This is a genomic window from Rummeliibacillus sp. JY-2-4R (genome assembly GCF_053847205.1).
Genome location: NZ_CM132623.1, coordinates 2,919,377 through 2,940,895, shown reverse-complemented (window position 1 = coordinate 2,940,895; position 21,519 = coordinate 2,919,377). Strand labels below are relative to the sequence as shown.

Here is a 21,519-nt window from a genome sequence, read left to right as displayed (position 1 = left end):
TGCAACATTTTAAGTTATTTACAATATCTTTACATTGGCTTTATACAATCTACAAAGATTAAACTTATACTAATAGTCGAAGCCCCCTTCAAATTATTTTAAGAGAGTCGCATACCTTAGCGCTCTCTTATTTTTAGTGAATAGAGTATTATTTAAAAAGATCTCCTCTATTTTTCTCCTATTCATTTCATCAATTAAAAATCGAACATTTTTTCGTATTATACATAGCCCACACTTTTCCTTTCCAATTGTATGCATGGTAAAATAAACATTAAGAATAAGCTAATGAATATATAAGTTAAGCTAAAGAGATGAATTGATCAAATAATTGATCATTTAAATTAGGAGTGTGCAACAATATGACGAAGGAAAAGTTACTTTTATTGGATGGTAATAGTTTGGCGTATCGAGCATTTTTTGCTTTACCATTACTAACAAATGATTCTGGTATTCATACGAATGCTATTTATGGTTTTACAACGATGCTACAAAAAATACTGGAAGAAGAAAAGCCAACTAGAATGCTCGTTGCATTTGATGCTGGAAAAACAACATTCCGCCATTCAACGTATTCAGAATATAAAGGTGGTAGACAAAAGACCCCACCTGAACTATCCGAACAATTTCCTTATTTAAGAAAGTTACTTGATGCATATCGTATTAAACAATACGAATTAGAAATGTATGAAGCAGATGATATCATCGGAACATTAAGCAAACAAGCTGATGAACAAGGCATAGAAGTTATAGTTGTCTCGGGAGATAAAGACTTAACACAATTGGCTTCCGAACGTACAACCGTGTATATAACAAGAAAAGGTATGACAGATATTGAACATTATACGCCTGCTCATATCAATGAAAAATACGGGCTTACCCCTCACCAAATTATCGATATGAAAGGATTAATGGGTGATTCCTCTGATAATATCCCTGGTGTACCTGGTGTAGGTGAAAAAACAGCCATAAAACTACTATCTCAATTCAAAACAGTAGAAGAAGTTTATGACCATATTGAAGAAGTAAGTGGAGCAAAGTTGAAAGAAAAGCTAGTGAATAATGAAGAGCAAGCAAAAATGAGTAAGCAATTAGCAACAATTAATCGTCAGGCTCCGATTGAAGTAAGCATTGATGATTTAGCCTATGAAGGTCCAGATGTGGATACTCTATTTGCTTTATGGCAAGATCTCTCTTTTAAATCATTAATCGAAAAAAGCGAGTTTCAAACAGAGGCGAAAGAGACTGCTGAGATCAAATACGAAGTTGTTGATCATTTTTCTAAAGAACAATTGACTACTCCGATGGCAGTCCATTTAGAATTAGCCAATGAACATTATCACACTTGTGAAAGATTCGGAATTGCTATAACTGCAGGAGAAACAGCTTTTTACATTCCATTTGAAAAAGCTTTGGAATCAAAAGAATTAGTTGCATGGCTTGAAGATGATTCAAAGAAAAAATATGTATTCGATTCAAAAGCTACTCAAGCTGCTTTATATCGTAATGGTATCAAATTAAAAGGGATTGAATTTGATCTATTATTAGCTGCGTATATTCTTAATCCTGCTATGTCATCTGATGATGTAGCTACAGTCGTCAAAGAATTTGGTTATTTTGATGTTCAATCCAATGATGTTGTCTATGGTAAAGGTGCAAAGAAATCAGTACCGGAAGAAAATGTTATAGCAGAACATACAAGTCGAAAAGCAACAGCAGTCCTAACGCTTCACGATAAGATTGAAGAACGCCTAAAAGAAAACGAACAATATAATCTTTATAACAATTTAGAATTACCGCTTGCAGGTATATTAAGCCAAATGGAAAGCGATGGTGTAGCAGTTGACCGTGAACGATTAATCGAAATGGGCGGTGAACTTACATCTAAATTAAGAAATATTGAAGAAGAAATTTACCAAATTGCTGGGGAAAAGTTTAATATCAATTCACCAAAACAACTAGGTGTTATCTTATTTGAAAAACTAGGCCTACCAGTTATTAAGAAGACGAAGACGGGTTATTCTACTGCTGCTGATGTTTTGGATAAACTTGCTCCTGAACATGAAATTATCCAACACATATTACAATATCGACAACTCGGAAAATTACAGTCAACTTATATAGACGGTTTATTGAAGGAAATCCATAAGGAAGATCAAAAAATTCATACTCGCTATCAACAAGCTCTAACTTCAACAGGTCGATTAAGTTCAACTGATCCTAACTTACAAAACATACCAGTCCGTTTAGAAGAAGGACGTAAAATTCGCCAAGCTTTCATTCCTTCTCATGAAGGTTGGAAAATGTTTGCGGCTGATTACTCTCAAATTGAATTACGTGTTCTAGCACATATGTCTAATGATGAAAATCTAATTAATGCTTTTAAACATGATATGGATATTCATACGAAAACAGCAATGAATGTCTTTCATGTAGAAGAACAAGATGTAACTTCTAATATGAGACGTGCCGCTAAAGCTGTTAACTTCGGTATTGTATATGGCATAAGTGATTATGGACTTTCTCAAAACTTGAATATAACACGAAAGGAAGCGGCTGAATTTATCGAACGCTACTTAAATAGCTTCCCAGGTGTACAAGACTATATGAAGAATAGTGTAGAAGATGCGAAGAAAAAAGGATATGTAACGACGATTTTAAATCGTCGAAGATACCTTCCAGATTTAAATAGTTCTAATTTCAATTTACGCAGTTTTGCAGAACGCACAGCTATGAACACTCCAATTCAAGGAAGTGCAGCAGATATTATCAAGAAAGCGATGATTGACATGGCAAAAGCATTAGATGAACATCAGTTGCAAGCGAAAATGTTGCTACAAGTACATGATGAACTAATTTTTGAGGCACCTGAGGAAGAAATAGCAATTTTAGAAAAATTAGTACCTGAAGTAATGGCGAATGCGTTCCAATTACAAGTACCATTAAAAGCGGATTTCGCTTCAGGAAATACCTGGTACGAAACGAAATAAAGCGAAACTTCTCCGACAAGCATAAGTTGGACAACGGCGTGGCGCATTTTGCCACAAAGTTGTACAGCTTATGCTTGTCGAGGGGCTAGGAGCCGCAGCTAGATTCGTGCAGTTATCTACTACCTATGTTTCTTCTAATTTTCTAAATCCTTGAGGTTGTGTCAAAAGCCAGTTAATGCGGGGTAAAGGAGTGATTGCATGCCAGAATTACCTGAAGTTGAAGGTGTTGTGCGTGCACTAAAACCAGTCGTGACGGGGAAAATTATCCGTCACGTACAGGTTTCAACTACAATTTGTAAATCAATAGATGAAGGCAAAGCTTGTATTATAAAAGAAATGGATCCTTTGGAGTTTTCACATGCACTAGAAAATATGCAAATTAGCGAAATCAAAAGAAGATCCAAGTATATATTATTTTATTTAGAAAAAAACAATGTAGGCTATGTATTAGTCAACCATTTAGGTATGACCGGCGCATGGTTTTATGTGCATTCTTTAGATGAAATTGCAGAAAGAAAGTTTAAAAAGCATATACATATCGTATTGACTTTGGAAGAAGATGAATATCTTGTATATGCAGACATTCGCCGCTTTGGGGAAATGCGCTTTTTACACTCAATAGAAGAATATCCACCACTTCTTGAAATAGCACCTGAACCTTTCTCACAGGAGGCTCTTCCGTATTTCTTGGCAAAGTCTAAATTGCCTAAGTATGCAAATAAACCGGTCAAGGAAGTAATTATGGATGGCCAAGTTATTGCAGGATGTGGCAATATTTATGCAACAGAGTCCTTATTTCGCATGAAAATTCACCCGGCAAGAAAACTTTCAAGAATAAGTGATAAACGAAAAAGAGAATTATTCCATACAATAGTAGCGATTCTTCAAGAGAGTATCGATGCAGGGGGTTCAAGTATTTCAGATTATCGTAATATAAATGGGGAAGCAGGAGGTATGCAAGACCGCTTACAAATGTATGGCAGGAAAGCGTGTCCAATGTGTCATACTAATACAAAACAAATGGTGATATCAGGCAGGAACTCAGTGTACTGCCCTAAATGCCAACATTAAAGGTGTGTGAACAAAATGATAATTGGTTTAACCGGTAGTATCGCAAGCGGAAAAAGTACTGTAGCTAAGATGTTACAAGAATTAGGTATAAAAATCGTGGATGCCGATCTCGTAGCTAGAGTAGTGGTTGAACCAGGAACAGAAACTCTGAACGAAATTGTAAATGTTTTCGGAGAAGAAATTTTATTAGAAAATGGTGGACTTAATCGTTCAAAACTAGGAGAGTTAATTTTTCATGATCCAGGAAAAAGAAAACAGCTAAACGATATAATGCATCCAGCAATCCGTAAAGAAATGCTAAGGCAAAGGGATGAATGGCTTAATAATGGAGAAAAGCATGTCGTCATGGATATTCCCTTATTATTTGAAAGTGGATTACAGCATTTCGTTGAGAAAATTTTAGTGGTATCTGTAAATGAGGATACCCAATTAACAAGATTAATGGAAAGGAATCACTTTACTGAGGAAGAAGCGAAAGCAAGAATCACTTCGCAATTACCAATTTCAGTAAAAGAAAAAGGAGCAGATGCAGTTATTTATAATAATGGAAATCTAGAAAAAACACGTGCTCAACTATTGAAAATACTGGGTTTGTGGGACGTTATATGATTATTGTATATAAAATTCCGAAAATATAAACTATAATTTATAGGCTATATTAGGTTTTACTTTCTATGAAATGTGCTATACTATTCCTAAACCAAAGACAAAAATGTTACGGAGTATACAGGGAGGATTTTATTCATGACTTCAATTGCTATTAACGGACTTGGCCGTATAGGACGTATGGTTTTCCGTCAAGCGATCATGCAAGATGATTTAAACATTGTTGCTATTAATGCGAGCTATCCAACAGAGACGTTAGCACATTTAATAAAGTATGACACAAATCACGGTAAATTTAATGGAGAAGTTATTGCAGAAAAAGACGCAATCGTTGTTAATGGAAAACGTGTTCTAATTGTTAATGATCGTAATCCACAAAACTTGCCATGGAAAGAATTAGGCGTTGATATTGTAATCGAGGCAACTGGTAAGTTTAACGAACGCAGTAAAGCTGCATTACATCTAGAAGCAGGTGCGAAAAAAGTAATTTTAACAGCACCAGGGAAAAACGAAGATGTGACAATTGTGATGGGGGTTAATGATGATAAATTAGACCTTTCTAAACACGATGTTATTTCAAATGCAAGTTGTACTACAAATTGTCTTGCGCCAGTAGCAAAAGTTTTAAATGATGCATTTGGAATTGATAATGGCTTAATGACTACAGTTCACTCATATACAAATGACCAAAAAAATATAGACAATCCACATAAAGATTTACGTCGCGCACGTTCATGTGCACAATCTATTATCCCTACATCTACAGGTGCTGCAAAAGCATTAACACTTGTTTTACCTGAGTTACAAGGAAAATTACATGGTATGGCATTACGTGTTCCAACACCTAATGTTTCTCTAGTAGATTTAGTAGTAGATTTACAAAGAGATGTTACTGTTGATGAGGTAAATGAGGCTTTTAAAAAAGCTGCAAAAGGACCTTTAAAAGGAATTTTAGATTTTAGTATGGAACCACTTGTATCTAGTGATTATAATACTAATCCAGCATCAGCTACAATAGATGGTCTTACAACAATGACAATTGGTGATCGCAAAGTTAAAGTAATTGCTTGGTATGACAATGAATGGGGTTATTCTGCAAGAGTTGTAGATTTAACTAAAAAAGTAGTTGCTGAATTGAAAGAAACAGTAAATGCTTAAAATTTAATTTTAAATCTTTCTATATTTTCATATCCTTCTAGCCTTCTAGGTTAGAAGGATTTTTTTTAAAAATGTCTTAAAAACGGAATTTTTGTACTAGATTAAGTTAAACTTTGACGATCTTTAGTAAAGCTTTTGATTGTATTTTAGGATTTTCTACTCTTTTTTTCGATATCAACCATCATTTTTTGCTATAATAGATAAACTAATATGTTGCGAAATCAGGAGAGAAAAAAATATGAAATGTCCAGCTTGTCAATATAACGGAACGAAAGTCATTGATAGTAGACCTGTGGATGATAATAAAGCAATTCGCAGGCGTCGTGAATGTGAATCTTGTGGTTTTCGTTTTACGACTTTTGAGAAAGTAGAAGAAATGCCACTCATTGTTGTGAAAAAAGACGGTTCACGTGAAGAGTTTAGTCGAGAAAAAGTACTTCGTGGTCTAATTCGTGCCTGTGAAAAGCGTCCTGTTGCACTGAGTGTTTTAGAAGACCTCGTGTTTGATATCGAGCAAGATTTACGAAGAATTGGTAATGCAGAAGTAAAAACAGAAGAAGTAGGAGAAATGGTCATGGACCGACTTTCTAGAATTGATGAAGTTTCCTATGTACGTTTTGCCTCTGTGTATCGTCAATTTAAGGATATCAACGTATTTATCGATGAGCTGAAAGAGTTAATTGAAAAACAATCCAAAGAACGAGAGTAGAATTTAAGCTAATATTTTGGAGGGAGTATAGTTGGTGAATTTATATAAAGAATTGCAGCCTGTTGACCGTCTATCCATTCGCGTACCATTCCCTCTTTCTAGTTATGATAGAAAATTGATTACATTGTTATATCAACCATTAATTGGAGCAGAACCAATAAGTCTCTATTTTTTGTTGTGGGCCGAGGGGGAAAATGTAGAAGATTGTACAATGTCGCATTATCATTTGATGAATGCTTTGAATTTGCCAATCGGTAAAGTTTTTGAGTCACGTATTGCATTAGAAGCAATTGGTTTACTGCGTACTTTTCGTAAAGACCAACAAGAAATGCGATCTTTTATCTATGATGTAATGCCACCACTTGATGCTGCAACTTTCTTTGATGATCCACTATTATCAATGTTCTTATTTAGTAAAATTGGTGAATCCAGCTATCGTAATTTACGTCAACGATTTGTTTCCAAAGGATTGTCAAATTACGGTTATCAGGAAATATCTAGAACATTTACAGATGTTTATCGACCTGTTCATCATAATTTGCCTTCTGATGGAATCCAACTTACTGGATTACAAGAGAAACCAAAAGAATTGCCTTTTAATTACGAGGAATTTGATTTTAGTCTTCTAAGAGTTAGTCTCTCTGAGCAACTAGTTCCATCTTCTGTATTAACTGCGGAAGTAAAGGCAACCATTGCTAAATTAGCTTTTTTATATCATTTAACGCCACTTGATATGCAGAAAATTATTTTACTTGCTCTAGATGATAAAATGGAGCTAAGCGATTTACGTTTAAAAAAGGAAGCTGCAGATTACTATAAACTCACTGTATCTAAAGAACCTCCTGAGATGCAATCTGTTATAAAAAAACAGCAGCAAAAACAAGAAGTTTTTAAGCAAACTGAAGTGGTCGAGGAAGAAATAGATCCAATGGAAGCAGAGTTAATCAGATGGTTTGAATCTTCGTCTCCTATTGATGTATTAAAGGCTGTAGCTAGTGGTAAGGAACCGTTTCCTAACGACCGACAACTTGTCGAGGATTTAGTGATGCAATATGGTATTTCAACTCCGGTTGTAAACGTACTGATTCATTATGTGTTTTTACGAAACAATGGAAAATTAAATCGGAAGTATGTTGAAACAATCGCTTCACATTGGCGTAATACCGGTGTGAAAACAGCAAGAGAAGCGATGAAATTAGCGAGAGAATTTGAAGAGCAAAATGCAAATGATTCAAAACAAAGTGTATCAATAGAAGAAAAAGATTATTCGAAAGAATATAAAATCCTAAAGGCTGGTGCAGGTGCATTTTATCAGTTGCCACAGTTTTTGGACGCTGATTATTCAAATGTTGATAAACTTCAAAAAGAAGTAACGGACATTTTGAATAGTGCAACTCCATCTAACTTATTAATCATGCTTGCAAAAGGAAAGACACCATTTGAACGGGATGTAAAGGTTGTTCGAGAGTTTACATCAAAATACGACATGCCAACACCGGTTATAAATGTCTTAATTCATTACGCGTATTATTTAAGTAATGCAAATTTAAATAGTGCATTCCTACAAGCAATTGCTTCTAACTGGCAAAAGAATAATATCCAATCAGCACAACAAGCATTACTTTTTGCAAAGGATTATCAAGAACAAAAAAAACGCAAAGCATTTATTCCAAAAGGGAAGCAAGTAAATAAGCAAAATGTGCCAGATTGGTATTATGAAAATAAGGCCAAACAACAAAAAAAATCGGAAGAAAAGAAAATACAAACCGATCAAACCGATTATGAAAAGAAACGTAAAGAAATTATGAAAAAATTAGGGATGAATGAAGGAGAGGTGGATTCATAATGGAGCCGATCAACAACGAATTAAAAAAAATGATGGATTCACAATTCCAAACACGTTATGCAGAAATGCAAAAAGAAATATTAGAAGATAAAGGTGTTCAAAAATTCCTTGCCGAAAATGACCAAATTGCTAACCGCGAAATGGTGGAAAGAGGTATGGGGAAGCTTTATGAATACGTTACCCTACAACATGATTGCGGCCAATGTGAATCTGTCGCTACTTGTAAAAATGCTATTAATGGGTTTATACCAAAACTCACCATCATTAGAGGGCAAATTGATGTAGAATATATACCTTGCCAAACAAAGAGAATGGAAGATGCTCGCCGTAAAGCCGCTTCGATGATTTCTAGTATGCATATGCCAAAAGATGTTTTAAAGGCTAAGATTAGTGATTTAGACACTAGCAATGAATCGAAGATGGCCATTCGTAATTTTGCAGAATTATTTATTCAAAATGTACGCAAAACAGGAATTCTTCCGAGAAGTGGTTATTATATTTATGGCAATTTCGGTGTAGGTAAGTCTTACGTACTTGGAGCAATTGCAAACGAATTAGCCAAGATGGAAATTAAAACAGTGATGGTCTATGTACCTGACTTTTTAAGTGAATTAAAGAGTTCCATTCAAGACCAATCCCTTCAAGATAAAGTGGATTTTGTGAAAAGGGCGCCTGTTCTCATGCTAGATGATTTAGGAGCAGAAAATCTATCTGCATGGACAAGAGATGAAATTATCGGTACAATTTTGCAATTCCGTATGAATGAAGGATTACCAATATTTATTACTTCAAACTATAATTACGATCAACTTGAAAGTCATTTCGCTACAACTCAAAAAGGGGAAGTAGATGTCATAAAAGCAGCACGAATAATGGAACGTGTAAAAGCTTTAACTACTGACTTTGAAATGATTGGTGAAAATAGAAGACTGTATCAAGGCGACTAGTTTGAAATAAGACTTAAATGAAACTTGATTTTAAAAATTTTTCATTATATAATTGCAGACATAATCTAATAATAAATGCTTAGAAAAGGACAACAATTTTCTGTACGACTATAAAGAGAGAGAAGCAATTGGTGAAAGCTTCTTAGTACCGGCACAAAATTTACCGCCTTGGAGCAGCGACAGTGAACAATTAGTAATTGTCGACGGTAGCGGCCCGTTAGCCGAACTAGAGCTTCGTCTACACATGTACTTTATTCACATGTATAGAAGGAAGAAGGGTGGAACCACGAGTAATAACCTCGTCCCTTTGCGGACGGGGTTTTTTTGTGCAGAATTTTTATGAGGTGTGCTTGATGCTTCAGTACGTACTTGTATCTTGCTTCGGGCGCTAGCTGCTCGAGTCACTTCGGTCTCTCGGTCGAAAGCTAAAACATGCTTTCGATTCGAGCCCTCCAGCGATTTTCGCAGCTGAACGAGCGCCCTCAGCACTTACTTGTATCCGGCTTCGGGCGCTAGCTGCTCGAGTCACTTCACCTTCTCGGTTGAAAGCGAAAAGACGCTTTCAATTCGAAGGCTCCAGTGCTTGTCGCAGCTGAACGAGCGCCCTCAGCACTTACTTGTATCCGGCTTCAGCGGCTAGGCCTTCGGGGTGCGCAGGATGCGTACTCGATAGCCTTTGCGACACGATGTCGCGTACTTAGGCTATCTTCTTTAAAACAGTCCCTCGGTTGAAAGCTGAAAAGATGCTTTCAATTCGGGCCTTCCAACGCTTGTCAGGCCTGAACGAGCCGCTTCAGCACTTACTTGTGGCCCAGAGCTCTAGAATACAAACAAAGGAGAGATTATTTATGGCAGACATGATTAAGTTAACATTCCCTGATGGCTCAGTAAAAGAGTTTGAAAAAGGCATTACTACTGATGCTGTAGCACTATCTATTAGCCCTGGACTACGTAAAAAAGCAATCGTTGGTAAATTTAACGATGTATTAGTTGATACTAAAACACCACTTGAAGAAGATGGTACAATTGCAATTATTACACCAACAGATCATGAAGCACTTGAAGTATTACGCCATTCAACAGCTCACCTTTTAGCTCAAGCTGTAAAACGATTATTCCCTGGTGTAAAACTTGGTGTTGGTCCAGTAATCGAAGGTGGTTTCTACTACGATATCGATTCTCCAGAACCTATCACTTCTGAAGACTTCCCACGCATCGAAAAAGAAATGAAGAAAATCGTTGCTGAAAATATTGAAGTCGTTCGTCATGATGTATCTCGTGCAGAAGCAAAAAAACGCTTTGAAGAAATTGATGATGAATATAAACTTGAACTTCTAGATGCAATCCCTGAAGATGAACAAGTTTCAATTTATGAACAAGGTGATTTCTTTGACCTTTGCCGTGGTGTACACGTACCTTCTACAGGCAAAATTAAAGAATTCAAATTATTATCTATTGCTGGAGCATATTGGAGAGGTAATTCAGATAACAAAATGCTTCAACGTATTTACGGGACAGCATTCTTTACAAAAGATGAATTAAAAGCACATTTACAAATGCTTGAAGAAGCAAAAGAACGTGATCACCGTAAAATTGGGAAAGAACTTGAATTATTTACTACTAGCAAATTAGTAGGTATGGGTCTTCCTTTATGGTTACCAAATGGTGCGACAATCCGTCGTACAATTGAACGCTATATTGTCGATAAAGAAGTGTCACTTGGTTACAAACATGTTTATACTCCAGTATTAGGTTCTAAAGAACTTTATGTAACTTCAGGTCACTGGGATCACTACCAAGAAGACATGTTCCCACCAATGGAAATGGATAATGAAACTTTAGTGTTACGTCCTATGAACTGTCCTCACCATATGATGGTATACAAATCAGCTATGCGTTCTTACCGTGATCTACCATTCCGTGTAGCAGAACTTGGTACAATGCACCGTTATGAAATGAGTGGAGCTGTTTCTGGTTTACAACGAGTACGTGGTATGACTTTAAATGACGCTCACCTTTTCGTTCGTCCGGACCAAATCAAAGAAGAATTCAAAAAAGTAGTTGAATTAATCTTATCTGTTTATAAAGACTTCAATTTAACTGATTATGAATTCCGTCTTTCTTACCGTGATCCAGAAGATACTGAAAAGTATTTCGATGATGATGAAATGTGGGAAAAAGCACAAGGTATGTTAAAAGAAGCAATGGATGACCTTGGTTTAGATTACTACGAAGCAGAAGGAGAAGCAGCATTCTACGGTCCAAAACTTGATGTACAAGTAAAAACTGCAATTGGTAAACAAGAAACATTATCTACAGTTCAACTTGACTTCTTATTACCAGAACGCTTCGACCTAAATTATATTGGTGAAGATGGTAAACAACATCGTCCAGTTGTAATTCACCGCGGTGTAGTATCAACTATGGAACGTTTTGTAGCCTTCTTAATCGAAGAATACAAAGGTGCATTCCCAACTTGGTTATCACCAGTTCAAGTACAAGTAATCCCTGTATCTAACGATGTTCACTTCGACTATGCAAAACAAGTTGAAGAAAAATTACAAGCACAAGGCTTCCGTGTAGAAATGGATTACCGAGATGAAAAGCTTGGTTATAAAATTCGTGAAGCACAAATGAAGAAAATCCCTTATATGCTTGTACTAGGGGATAAAGAAGTAGAAGATAGTAGTGTAAATGTTCGCCGTTATGGCTCAAAAGATTCTGAAACTGTACCATTTGATGAATTCTTAAAAGCAATTCAAGAAGACGTTGCACATAAAGGTTAAGATCATTTGATCTTGTTAAACTTAAAAAGGCGGCTTTTCGTTCTTTCAAACGGAAAGTCGCTTTTTTAATGGAATAATCGATGGCTGAAAAACACAAGACTAGACATGTGTAGATGGCTGAATCTGAATAGGTGAGTGAAAATGACTCCAACCCTCCTGAATACCTGCTGCATAATATTTTTTTGCGAAATATATGGTTGAAATACCTGTTAACTTTTCAAGTTCAGGTTGATGATTGCCTACAATAACTGCTGGATAACCTTGTGTAAGCATATCTGAATCATTTCCGGAATCCCCAGCTACTAGAATATGTGCATCTGAGGGTGCGTTTCGCAACACATATTGTAAGGCAGTTCCTTTGTTTGTATAAGCAGGTAATATATCGAAGTCTTTTCCCGAGCTGTAAATACAATGACAAGAAATATCATGATCTAATAATTTGATTTCGGCTATCTTCGCAATATTGCTGTCTAATATTGTATACGATAGGCGTTCTTCATTAGGCAAGTTTTGTTTTTTTATAGAAGGTGAAAATTCCATGATTGCTTTTATTTTTTGAGGTTGCCAATCTTTTTTAGTTAGTTGTTTCCAAATCGTATCTTGTTCAAATTCTGGTGAGTTATAGATTGTCGCCCCTGCGTCGCAAATAAGTACTTCAGGCATAGGGATTTGATGGGAAGATAATAACTCAATTGCTGATTGTTTATGGCGTCCAGTAATATAGATGGTAGAAAAATCATTTTCTAAATAATTAAGTAGTTGTTGCAATGATTTTGAATCGCCGATTAAAGTATTGTCTAGATCAGTTGCAATAATATTATTTTTGAACATATTCATGTTGAATCTCCTCGTACAAGTTACTAATTCTTATAGCAATTTCAGACCAATCAAATTGTTTTTCTGCAAGAGATTTAGCGTTGTAGCCCAATAAATTATTTAACAGACCATTCTTTAAGAGAATATCCATTGCTTCTGCAAATTTTTCGGGATCACCACTTGTTACATGTAGTCCAGTTCGCTGTGGAAGGACGACATTTTGTAAACCTCCAACTTTTGAAGCAATAACAGGACAACCACATGCTTGAGCTTCTGCTGCCACCATTCCAAATGATTCGTAATAAGAAGGAACAATCGTAGCAATGGCGTTTTTGTAATAATGAACAAGTTCTTTTTCATTCTTCGGTCCTAAAAACAAAATACGGTCTTCAAAGCCTGCAATCGCCTGTTGAAGTTCTTTGTTTTTGGGATCTTTAGTTATTAAATCTACTGCGTTTTTACTCCCACCAATGATTATTAATTTAATCTCATCTGGTACGGAATGGTTTTTTAGTAAAAGTTTAAACGCCTCTAATAGTACGAAGATACCTTTTGGTTTTTCCAAACGTCCAACATATAAATAATAAGGGCTTTGTTTCATTGAAATTGGTGTATCGATAAATCTTGGGGATACCCCGATAGGAACTACTTTTATTGAAGTAGGTGAGGGAACAGTACTTTCAATTAACTCTTTTTCATTTGGTGTAGTTGCAATTACTTCATCCGCATTTGTAAGTATTTTCTTTTCATATTGAATTCGAACTTCATTTGCTACACCAATTCCGTTTTTTTTAGCTATTCCTAATGAATGGTTTGTATGAATCCATGGTAGATGGAATTGTGTTTTTAACATGTCTCCTAGAATACCGGACATCCAATAATGTGTATGAACAAGTGCATACTCTTTAATATCAATCAGTTGCAGCATTTCTTTATAAAACTTAGGAAGTAAGCTGAAAATATTTTCTTTATTGATTGGGCCTTTATGACCTGCGGCAATACGAATTACACGATTGTTATGTCCAAATTTTTCGATTTGAGGTGCCTGATCGTTTGTCCAGTGTGTAATTACGTCAATTTCATAATTATTGTATTCTAATGCAAGGGCTAATTGTTTTACATAGTTATTTTGACCGCCAGCTTGCTTGCTACCCAATGGAGCAAGTGGGTCACCATGATCTGAGATAAATAATATTTTCTTTACTGTCATATTCTTGACTCCTCCTTAGAAAATACTTTTCATTTTGTATATAGCCCTTAATTACTTATTCGAAACATTTTAAAGAAATGTATTTGTTTTTTATGAAGAACTGTTGACAGGCGTTTTAATTCATGATAATATATTAAAGGTTAAAGAATACAAGTTTGTGGTTGAAGTAGAGGCTGCCCGCTTCTCACCTGATTGATCTAAGTTTTTAGTGTTGACAGGTTATGTGATAGAACGGATCACGCATTTCGCGTGTACATATATCTTGCGGGCGGACATTTCGACTATGTCCGCCCTTTTTTAGTGGACATCGAAATAAGCCGTACCGATCATCGGGCAACTAGCCCAAACCATGTATTCGCGACACTACTTGGAGGTGGATTGTTATTAGCAAAGACATGTATGTAAACGAAGGCATTCGCGCTCGTGAACTTCGTGTAATCGACCATAATGGAGATCAGCTTGGAGTAAAATCACGCAATGAAGCCTTAACAATTGCAGAACGTGCAAATTTGGATCTTGTCCTTGTGGCTCCTCAAGCCAAGCCACCGGTCGCTCGTATCATGGACTATGGTAAATTTAAATTCGAGCAACAAAAGAAAGATCGCGAAGTACGCAAAAACCAAAAAGTTATCGTGATGAAAGAAGTAAGACTAAGTCCTACTATCGACGAACACGATTTCCAAACAAAATTGCGTAACGGAATTAAGTTCCTTGAAAAAGGGGACAAGGTAAAAGCATCTATCCGTTTTAAAGGCCGTGCAATTACGCACAAAGATATCGGCCAAAAAGTATTAGATCGCTTTGCTGAAGCTTGTGCTGAATATGCAACGGTTGAACAAAAACCGAAAATGGAAGGCAGAAGCATGTTCTTAGTACTTCAACCTAAGAACGAGAAAAAATAAGTTTTAGTCGAACAGTTTAGGAGGAATTCGAAATGCCAAAAATGAAAACTCACCGTGGCGCAGCTAAACGTTTCAAAAAAACGGGTACTGGTAAATTAAAATATGACCGTGCTTTCGGTAGCCACTTATTCGCAAACAAATCTACAAAAGCAAAACGCCACCTACGTAAAGCAAACATCGTTTCTTCAGGTGACTTCAAACGCATCAAATCTTTACTTGCAAACATTAAATAATTCGAAAATACAATATATATTCATGTAATTGAATAGCAGGAGGTAATTAGTATGCCACGCGTAAAAGGCGGTACTGTATCACGCGCACGTCGTAAAAAAGTTTTAAAATTAGCTAAAGGTTACTTTGGCTCTAAACACACATTATATAAAGTTGCTAACCAAGCAGTTATGAAATCAGGTCAATATGCATATCGTGACCGTCGTCAAAAGAAACGTGATTTCCGTAAATTATGGATCACTCGTATCAACGCTGCTGCTCGCATTAATGGTCTTTCATACAGCCGTTTAATGCACGGTTTAAAAGTTGCTGAAATCGAAGTTAACCGTAAAATGTTAGCTGACCTTGCAGTAAACGATGCAGCTGCATTCGCTCAATTAGCAGACGCTGCTAAAAAAGCTGTAGCTAAATAATTTGTAATTATAAATAGTAAAAGCCTATGAATTTAACATTCATAGGCTTTTATTTTTGGGTAAATTAGATTCTTATAAATATGTAACATAATCATTTGTAAAAGTGAAACGAGCATAATGAAAAAAAGTTTAAAAACATAAAAAACCTTTAGCCACACAGACGGGACGAAAGGTTTTTTTATGATTACTTATTATTAAACAATAATGCAGCCATTTCCTCTTTTGAATGAAGAAAATCACTTAGTGTATATTCATCCAATACAGCTAAATATGCATGCATGGCTTTATTGAGAGCGCCTTTCAAACTGCAAACGGGGGAAATGATACAACCTACTGATTCAGGATTAAAGCAATCAACTAGATAGAAATCTTCTTCCGTTTGCCGTATCACTTTTCCAATAACGATCTCTTCCGGTTTAATCGCAAGTCGAATACCACCGCCGCGACCACGAATTGTTTCTATATATCCAAGCTTACCAAGCTCATGTGTGACTTTCATTAGATGATTCTTAGATATTCCATATGATTCCGATATTTCTTTAATTGTGGCCAATTTATCTGAATCCATTGAGCCTAGATAGAGTAGGACACGTAAAGAGTAATCGGTATAGAGTGTTAATCGCATCCATTACACCACCATTCTCATACTATTATACCATGATAGTGAAAAATTCACTTATTTTTAAAAGATGTATTTTAAATATGTCTTTTTTGTTAAAGATGTATTTGTAATATTGCTTTTAGTGTAAGGCAGGTGTATCTTTAGGTTGTTAAAAGAAAAGGAGTGTTGACCAGTGTTATCACCACAAACTATGGATATTGTAAAATCTACTGCACCAGTATTAGAAGTACACGGAAATGCAATTACAAAAACATTCTATAAAAATTTATTTGCTGCACATCCTGAATTATTAAATATCTTCAACCATGCTAACCAAGCTAAAGGTCGTCAACAAGCAGCGCTAGCTAACACAGTATATGCTGCAGCTGTTCACATTGAAAATTTAGGCGCAATTATGCCAGTTGTACACCAAATTGCACAAAAACACCGTAGCTTAGGAATTAAACCAGAACATTACCCAATCGTAGGAGAATTTTTACTAGGTGCAATTAAAGAAGTTTTAGGCGATGCTGCTACTGATGAAATTATTAATGCATGGGCAGAAGCATATGGTGTAATCGCTGATGCATTCATCTCAACTGAAGAAGCAATGTACCAAGTAGCTGAAAATCAAGAAGGCGGATGGAGATTCTTCAAAGAATTTGAAATCGCTGACAAAGTGCAAGAAAACGAAGAAATCACTTCATTCTACTTACGACCAGTTGATGGTAAAGTATTACCTGAATACAATCCAGGTCAATTTATTACAATTCAAGTAAAAATTCCTGGAGAAGAATTCGTTCATAACCGTCAATATAGCTTATCAAGAGCAGCAAACAAAAATGCATTTTACCGTATTTCTGTAAAACGTGAAGATTTAAACGATCCTCAAGGTAAAGTATCAGTTTACCTACACAACCAAGCGCGTATTGGTGATCGTATCCAAGTTAGTGCACCTGCAGGGGACTTCCAATTAGACCTAGCGTCTAAAGCACCAGTAACATTCATAGCAGGTGGGATTGGTATTACACCACTTATGAGTATGTTTGACACTTTAGCTGCACTTGATTCAAACAGAAAAACAACACTTATTCATAGCGCACGTAATGCAAAACTACATGTATTTGACAGAGAAATCTCAAATAATCTAGAAATAATGCCAAATGCAAGCTACATTGCATTGAATACCGAGGAAGTTGGTTATATCACAAAAGAATTCTTACAAGAAAACGTTAGCCTTGAAAATGATGTATATGTATGTGGACCAGCTTCATTCATGGAAGCAATGATTAACCACCTATATGCAATTGGCTTTAAAGAATCTCAAATTCACTTCGAATTCTTTGGACCAGCACAACAATTAAAAGTTGAAGCAAACGCATAATCGAAAAATAGCACAAAAAAATAGAGCAAGAGCCAATAGTAGCCAGACAATAATAGCTGGCTACTTTTTGTTACATAATTTTGTGAAACAATACAATATAACTACGAAAAGCTCAAATTAGTATAACGAATCTATTAGGGTTATTTGAATAAAATCACGATTATATACTTAATTGTTTTGAAACATAAAGTTAAATTTTTATTAATTTTTTTAAAAATCGAGCATGAAAATACCAATTTATTAATTAAAATAAAAATGTAATATAATTTTAACTTTCTATTAATTATTGTAAAAAACAAAACATGAAGTTGTATTATTTCCCTTTACGTTAATTTGTTATTCTTAATAAGTAATTGAAAGATTAACAATATACATAGAAAGAGGATTGTAAAAAAATGAGGAAACTTCAGCAGATTAGTGCATTGTTTCTTCTGGCTCTATTATTTGTAGTTGGAGGAAATAGTGCTGATGCAAAAGAACCAGTTATCGCAGATTTATCGCATCATCAAGGGGAAATTGATTGGAATACAGCAAGCAAAAATTTAGATTTTGTTATTATCCGCACGCAATATGGTAGCACGTTGGAAGACAAATGGCATAAACAATACGAACAGGCTGCTATGCAATATGGAATTCCTTTTGGGGTATACGCTTATGCACTGTACTGGGATGAAAGCGATGCACAACAAGAGGCAAAAGATTTCTATAATCGTGCTAGTAAAAACACAAAGTTTTATGTAGTGGATGTAGAAGAAGTAACTGTTAAAAGAGGTACTACAGTTGATGCAACAAAAGCTTTTATCACACAACTAAAAAAACTAACGAATAAACCAGTTGGGATATATTCTGGCGAATACTTCTATAATGACCAAGACTTGAAAAAAGTTACGAATGCAGACTTTTTATGGATTGCGCGCTATGGTGCCCAACCAACAATTGACTATGATTTATGGCAATATACAAGCCAAGGGTCCGTTTTGGGAATTGATGGGGATGTTGACTTAAATAGATTAGCTACAGGAAAAACATTAAATACATTCTTTAGAGCTGATTCCTCTATTACAACAACAAGTAACGCAAGATATTACACAACAAATCCAAAGAAAATCGCAACAAAAACACCAGTAAATCAATATTCATCTACAACTTTTAATACGACTACTAAAGTTAAAGCTATTCCTAAAAACACATTACTTAACGTTTCTGCTATCGTAAAAACGAGTGCTGGTACGCCAAGATTGAAACTAACGAATGGCACATATATTTCAGCAAATCGTAGTTATGTTGTAAAAGTTACATCGAATATTAACAACTATTATACAACGACTCCTAAAAAGATCCTTGTAAAATCAGGGGTATATGCATATAACAATGCAGACTTTAGCAAAAAACTTACTAGTGTGAAAAAGAACACAGTTTTAAGCATTAAAGATTTAGCTTATTCTACAGGTGGAACACCAAGATTAAAAACGGTATCTGGTTCATACATTACTGCAAGTAAAGATTTTGTACGAGTAGTAACACCATCAATCACTAATTATATTTATGTCAATCCTGGTACAGTTCAATTAAAGAAAAGTGTTTACCAATATAGCAGTACAAGTTTCACTACTGCAAATAGAGGAACAGCACTTTCAAAAGGGAAAAGATTAACTGTTAAATCGATTTCATTTACATCAGGTGGAACACCAAGATTAAAATTATCAAATGGCAAATATATCACTGCAAACAAATCATTTGTTCAAGCAAGATAATGAATATCTAGAGTACAATTAAATACAAAGAAATACCACTTTTGCATATGGAGATTTTATACTCTATATGCTTTTTTTATGAGGAGGAAAGCATGAATTTAGATTTATCTATTGTTATTAAGATTTATTTTCTTTTATTGTTTGTAATTGGGTTTCTGGTAATGGGAATCGATAAATGGAAAGCAATTAATAATCGGTGGCGTATTCCAGAAAAAAGACTTTGGTTAATTGCATGGGGTGGAGGAGCAGCTGGTACATGGTTAGGAATGCTTTTATTCCATCACAAAACCCGTCACCCGAAATTTCTATACGGATTTACAATTCTAGCTATTGTAGAAGCATTTATCATTTTAAAAGTTTAATATCATAAATCAATTTCATAATACAAAAATGTTATTAGTAAAATTTCTTTTCAATTTCTTTCTTTTTCGATACGATGGATAAAGAGAAATTACAGTTCGAAATAATAAAGGTAGGTAAGACAATGGATTACACATTAAAAGTACAACTCATTCATGAAGATGCGAAAATGCCATTTCGCGCGAACCCAGGTGATGCTGGCCTAGACTTATATTCAGTAGAAGAAAAAGTAATCAAAGCTGGAGAATCTGCATTAATCCATACAGGCATTATAATTGAACTGCCTAAAGGTACAGAAGCACAAGTACGCCCTAGAAGTGGACTCGCACTAAAACATGCAGTTACAGTTCTAAATAGCCCTGGTACGATAGATGAAGGATATCGTGGAGAGATTAAAATCATATTAATAAATCATGGTAAGTCTGATTTCAACATTGAAAAACATATGCGTATTGCACAAATGGTTATTGCTCCAGTTCTTCAAGTAAACGTTGAGCAAGTAGACCAAGTGACAGATTCAACACGCTCTGCGCAAGGATTCGGTTCATCTGGTAAATTCTAATGAATATTTTGAATTTATCCTCTGTTCGGATTATAATTAACAAGTATTGAAATGTTTAGGGGGCGAAATAATGGTCCAATTAGATGAGACATTAAAAATGTTGAAGGATTTAACGGATGCTCGAGCAATTGCGGGCAACGAAAAAGAATCCCGTGAAGTGATGACAAAATACATTGAACCATATGCAGATAAAGTAGAAAGTGATAATTTAGGCGCTGTCATTGCCGAAAAAGTAGGCGATCCAAACGGTCCTAAAATCATGGTCGCAGGTCACTTAGACGAAGTAGGCTTTATGGTCACACAAATAGATGATAAAGGCTTTTTAAAATTCCAAACAGTTGGTGGTTGGTGGTCACAAGTAATGCTAGCACAACGTGTGCAAGTAGTAACACGTTCTGGTGAAACCATTATTGGTGTTATTGGATCTAAGCCTCCTCATATTTTATCTGCTTCAGCTCGTAAACAACCATATGAAATTAAAGATATGTTCATTGATATCGGTGCAGCCTCCAAAACAGAAGCAGAAAGCTGGGGGGTAAGACCAGGAGATATGGTCACACCTTATTTTGAATTTACGGTGATGAAAAACGAAAAACATTTGCTTGCAAAAGCGTGGGATAACCGAATTGGTTGTGCCATCGCGATTGAAGTTTTAAAAGGATTAAAAAATGCAAAACACCCGAATGTAGTCTATGGTTGTGGTGTAGTCCAAGAAGAAGTAGGGTTGAGAGGCTCAAAAACAGCGACTCACAAAATTAACCCTGATATTGGTTTTGCTGTAGATGTAGGGATTGCTGGTGATACGCCAGGAATTTCGTCTAAAGAATCTAATAGCAAAATGGGGGCAGGCCCACAAATCATTATCTATGACGGTTCTATGGTTGCCCACAAAGGCTTACGTGATCTAGTAGTTGATACAGCTGAAGAAAATAATATCCCTTATCAATTTGAAGCCATTCCAGGCGGGGGTACAGATGCAGGCTCCATCCATCTAACTGCCAATGGTGTACCAGCATTATCGATTGGTATTGCAACACGCTATATTCACTCACATGCAGGAATCTTGCATCGAGATGACTTCGAAAATACGGTCAAATTAGTGATTGAAGTTATCAAAAAATTAGACCGTGAAACAGTTAATAAGATTATTTTTGACTAAATACAGCTCTCAACAAA

General features: G+C 35.6%; 19 protein-coding genes and 1 other annotated feature. Of the genes, 16 read left to right on the top strand and 3 right to left on the bottom strand.

Going from position 1 to position 21,519, the window contains the following annotated elements:
- The first annotated feature begins 359 nt into the window (after nt 1-359).
- From polA to thrS, 8 genes are all read left to right on the top strand, one after another.
- Nucleotides 360-2,987: a DNA polymerase I gene (gene polA / locus ACWV26_RS14380; protein WP_455895413.1), complete on the top strand. Its 2,628-nt coding sequence runs from the start codon at nt 360-362 to the stop codon at nt 2,985-2,987.
- Nucleotides 2,988-3,185: 198 nt separating this feature from the next.
- Nucleotides 3,186-4,058 (top strand): bifunctional DNA-formamidopyrimidine glycosylase/DNA-(apurinic or apyrimidinic site) lyase, encoded by an 873-nt coding sequence (gene mutM / locus ACWV26_RS14375; protein WP_455895412.1) that lies wholly within the window; start codon nt 3,186-3,188, stop codon nt 4,056-4,058.
- Between the two features lie 15 nt (nt 4,059-4,073).
- Nucleotides 4,074-4,667: a dephospho-CoA kinase gene (gene coaE / locus ACWV26_RS14370; RefSeq protein ID WP_455895411.1), complete on the top strand. Its 594-nt coding sequence runs from the start codon at nt 4,074-4,076 to the stop codon at nt 4,665-4,667.
- Between the two features lie 135 nt (nt 4,668-4,802).
- Nucleotides 4,803-5,822 carry a glyceraldehyde-3-phosphate dehydrogenase gene (locus ACWV26_RS14365; protein WP_455895410.1) on the top strand — a complete coding sequence of 340 codons (1,020 nt, stop codon included), beginning with the start codon at nt 4,803-4,805 and terminating at the stop codon, nt 5,820-5,822.
- Nucleotides 5,823-6,060: 238 nt separating this feature from the next.
- Entirely contained in the window at nt 6,061-6,531 is a 471-nt protein-coding gene (gene nrdR, locus ACWV26_RS14360; protein ID WP_455895409.1) for a transcriptional regulator NrdR, read from the top strand.
- Between the two features lie 34 nt (nt 6,532-6,565).
- Entirely contained in the window at nt 6,566-8,377 is a 1,812-nt protein-coding gene (locus ACWV26_RS14355) for a DnaD domain protein (RefSeq protein ID WP_455898265.1), read from the top strand.
- Entirely contained in the window at nt 8,377-9,324 is a 948-nt protein-coding gene (dnaI, locus tag ACWV26_RS14350) for a primosomal protein DnaI (protein WP_455895408.1), read from the top strand. The genes ACWV26_RS14355 and dnaI overlap by 1 nt, the downstream gene beginning before the upstream one ends.
- Before the next feature lie 71 nt (nt 9,325-9,395).
- Nucleotides 9,396-9,634: a binding site (T-box leader), on the top strand.
- Nucleotides 9,635-10,172: 538 nt separating this feature from the next.
- Nucleotides 10,173-12,110, top strand: a complete 1,938-nt coding sequence (gene thrS, locus ACWV26_RS14345) for a threonine--tRNA ligase (RefSeq protein ID WP_455895407.1) — start codon at nt 10,173-10,175, stop codon at nt 12,108-12,110.
- Between the two features lie 99 nt (nt 12,111-12,209).
- Here thrS and ACWV26_RS14340 read toward each other — a convergent pair whose 3' ends face one another.
- Together ACWV26_RS14340 and ACWV26_RS14335 are read right to left on the bottom strand one after the other, a co-directional pair.
- Nucleotides 12,210-12,947 carry an HAD-IIB family hydrolase gene (locus tag ACWV26_RS14340; protein WP_455895406.1) on the bottom strand — a complete coding sequence of 246 codons (738 nt, stop codon included), beginning with the start codon at nt 12,945-12,947 and terminating at the stop codon, nt 12,210-12,212.
- Complete coding sequence (locus ACWV26_RS14335) at nt 12,928-14,136, bottom strand: glycosyltransferase (RefSeq protein WP_455895405.1); 1,209 nt, start codon at nt 14,134-14,136, stop codon at nt 12,928-12,930. The genes ACWV26_RS14340 and ACWV26_RS14335 overlap by 20 nt, the downstream gene beginning before the upstream one ends.
- A 395-nt stretch (nt 14,137-14,531) precedes the next feature.
- Here ACWV26_RS14335 and infC point away from each other — a divergent pair, with 395 nt between their 5' ends.
- From infC to rplT, 3 genes are read left to right on the top strand one after another with little or no spacing between them, the layout of a single operon-like run.
- Nucleotides 14,532-15,038, top strand: coding sequence for a translation initiation factor IF-3 (gene infC, locus ACWV26_RS14330; protein ID WP_455895404.1), 507 nt, complete (start codon nt 14,532-14,534; stop codon nt 15,036-15,038).
- Nucleotides 15,039-15,070: 32 nt separating this feature from the next.
- Entirely contained in the window at nt 15,071-15,271 is a 201-nt protein-coding gene (gene rpmI, locus ACWV26_RS14325) for a 50S ribosomal protein L35 (protein ID WP_397539582.1), read from the top strand.
- 51 nt (nt 15,272-15,322) lie between these two features.
- Nucleotides 15,323-15,682: a 50S ribosomal protein L20 gene (gene rplT, locus ACWV26_RS14320; RefSeq protein ID WP_403095966.1), complete on the top strand. Its 360-nt coding sequence runs from the start codon at nt 15,323-15,325 to the stop codon at nt 15,680-15,682.
- 184 nt (nt 15,683-15,866) lie between these two features.
- Here rplT and ACWV26_RS14315 read toward each other — a convergent pair whose 3' ends face one another.
- Nucleotides 15,867-16,307: an Rrf2 family transcriptional regulator gene (locus ACWV26_RS14315; RefSeq protein ID WP_455895403.1), complete on the bottom strand. Its 441-nt coding sequence runs from the start codon at nt 16,305-16,307 to the stop codon at nt 15,867-15,869.
- A 169-nt stretch (nt 16,308-16,476) separates the two neighbouring features.
- Here ACWV26_RS14315 and hmpA point away from each other — a divergent pair, with 169 nt between their 5' ends.
- From hmpA to ACWV26_RS14290, 5 genes are all read left to right on the top strand, one after another.
- Nucleotides 16,477-17,667 carry an NO-inducible flavohemoprotein gene (gene hmpA, locus ACWV26_RS14310; protein ID WP_455895402.1) on the top strand — a complete coding sequence of 397 codons (1,191 nt, stop codon included), beginning with the start codon at nt 16,477-16,479 and terminating at the stop codon, nt 17,665-17,667.
- A 395-nt stretch (nt 17,668-18,062) separates the two neighbouring features.
- A complete protein-coding gene (locus tag ACWV26_RS14305) occupies nt 18,063-19,421 on the top strand; it encodes a DUF5776 domain-containing protein (RefSeq protein WP_455895401.1) in 1,359 nt (452 codons plus the stop codon).
- Nucleotides 19,422-19,513: 92 nt separating this feature from the next.
- Nucleotides 19,514-19,783, top strand: a complete 270-nt coding sequence (locus ACWV26_RS14300; protein ID WP_455895400.1) for a DUF1294 domain-containing protein — start codon at nt 19,514-19,516, stop codon at nt 19,781-19,783.
- Nucleotides 19,784-19,905: 122 nt separating this feature from the next.
- Complete coding sequence (gene dut, locus ACWV26_RS14295) at nt 19,906-20,343, top strand: dUTP diphosphatase (RefSeq protein WP_455895399.1); 438 nt, start codon at nt 19,906-19,908, stop codon at nt 20,341-20,343.
- Between the two features lie 70 nt (nt 20,344-20,413).
- Nucleotides 20,414-21,502 (top strand): M42 family metallopeptidase, encoded by a 1,089-nt coding sequence (locus ACWV26_RS14290; protein WP_455895398.1) that lies wholly within the window; start codon nt 20,414-20,416, stop codon nt 21,500-21,502.
- Nucleotides 21,503-21,519: the final 17 nt, after the last annotated feature.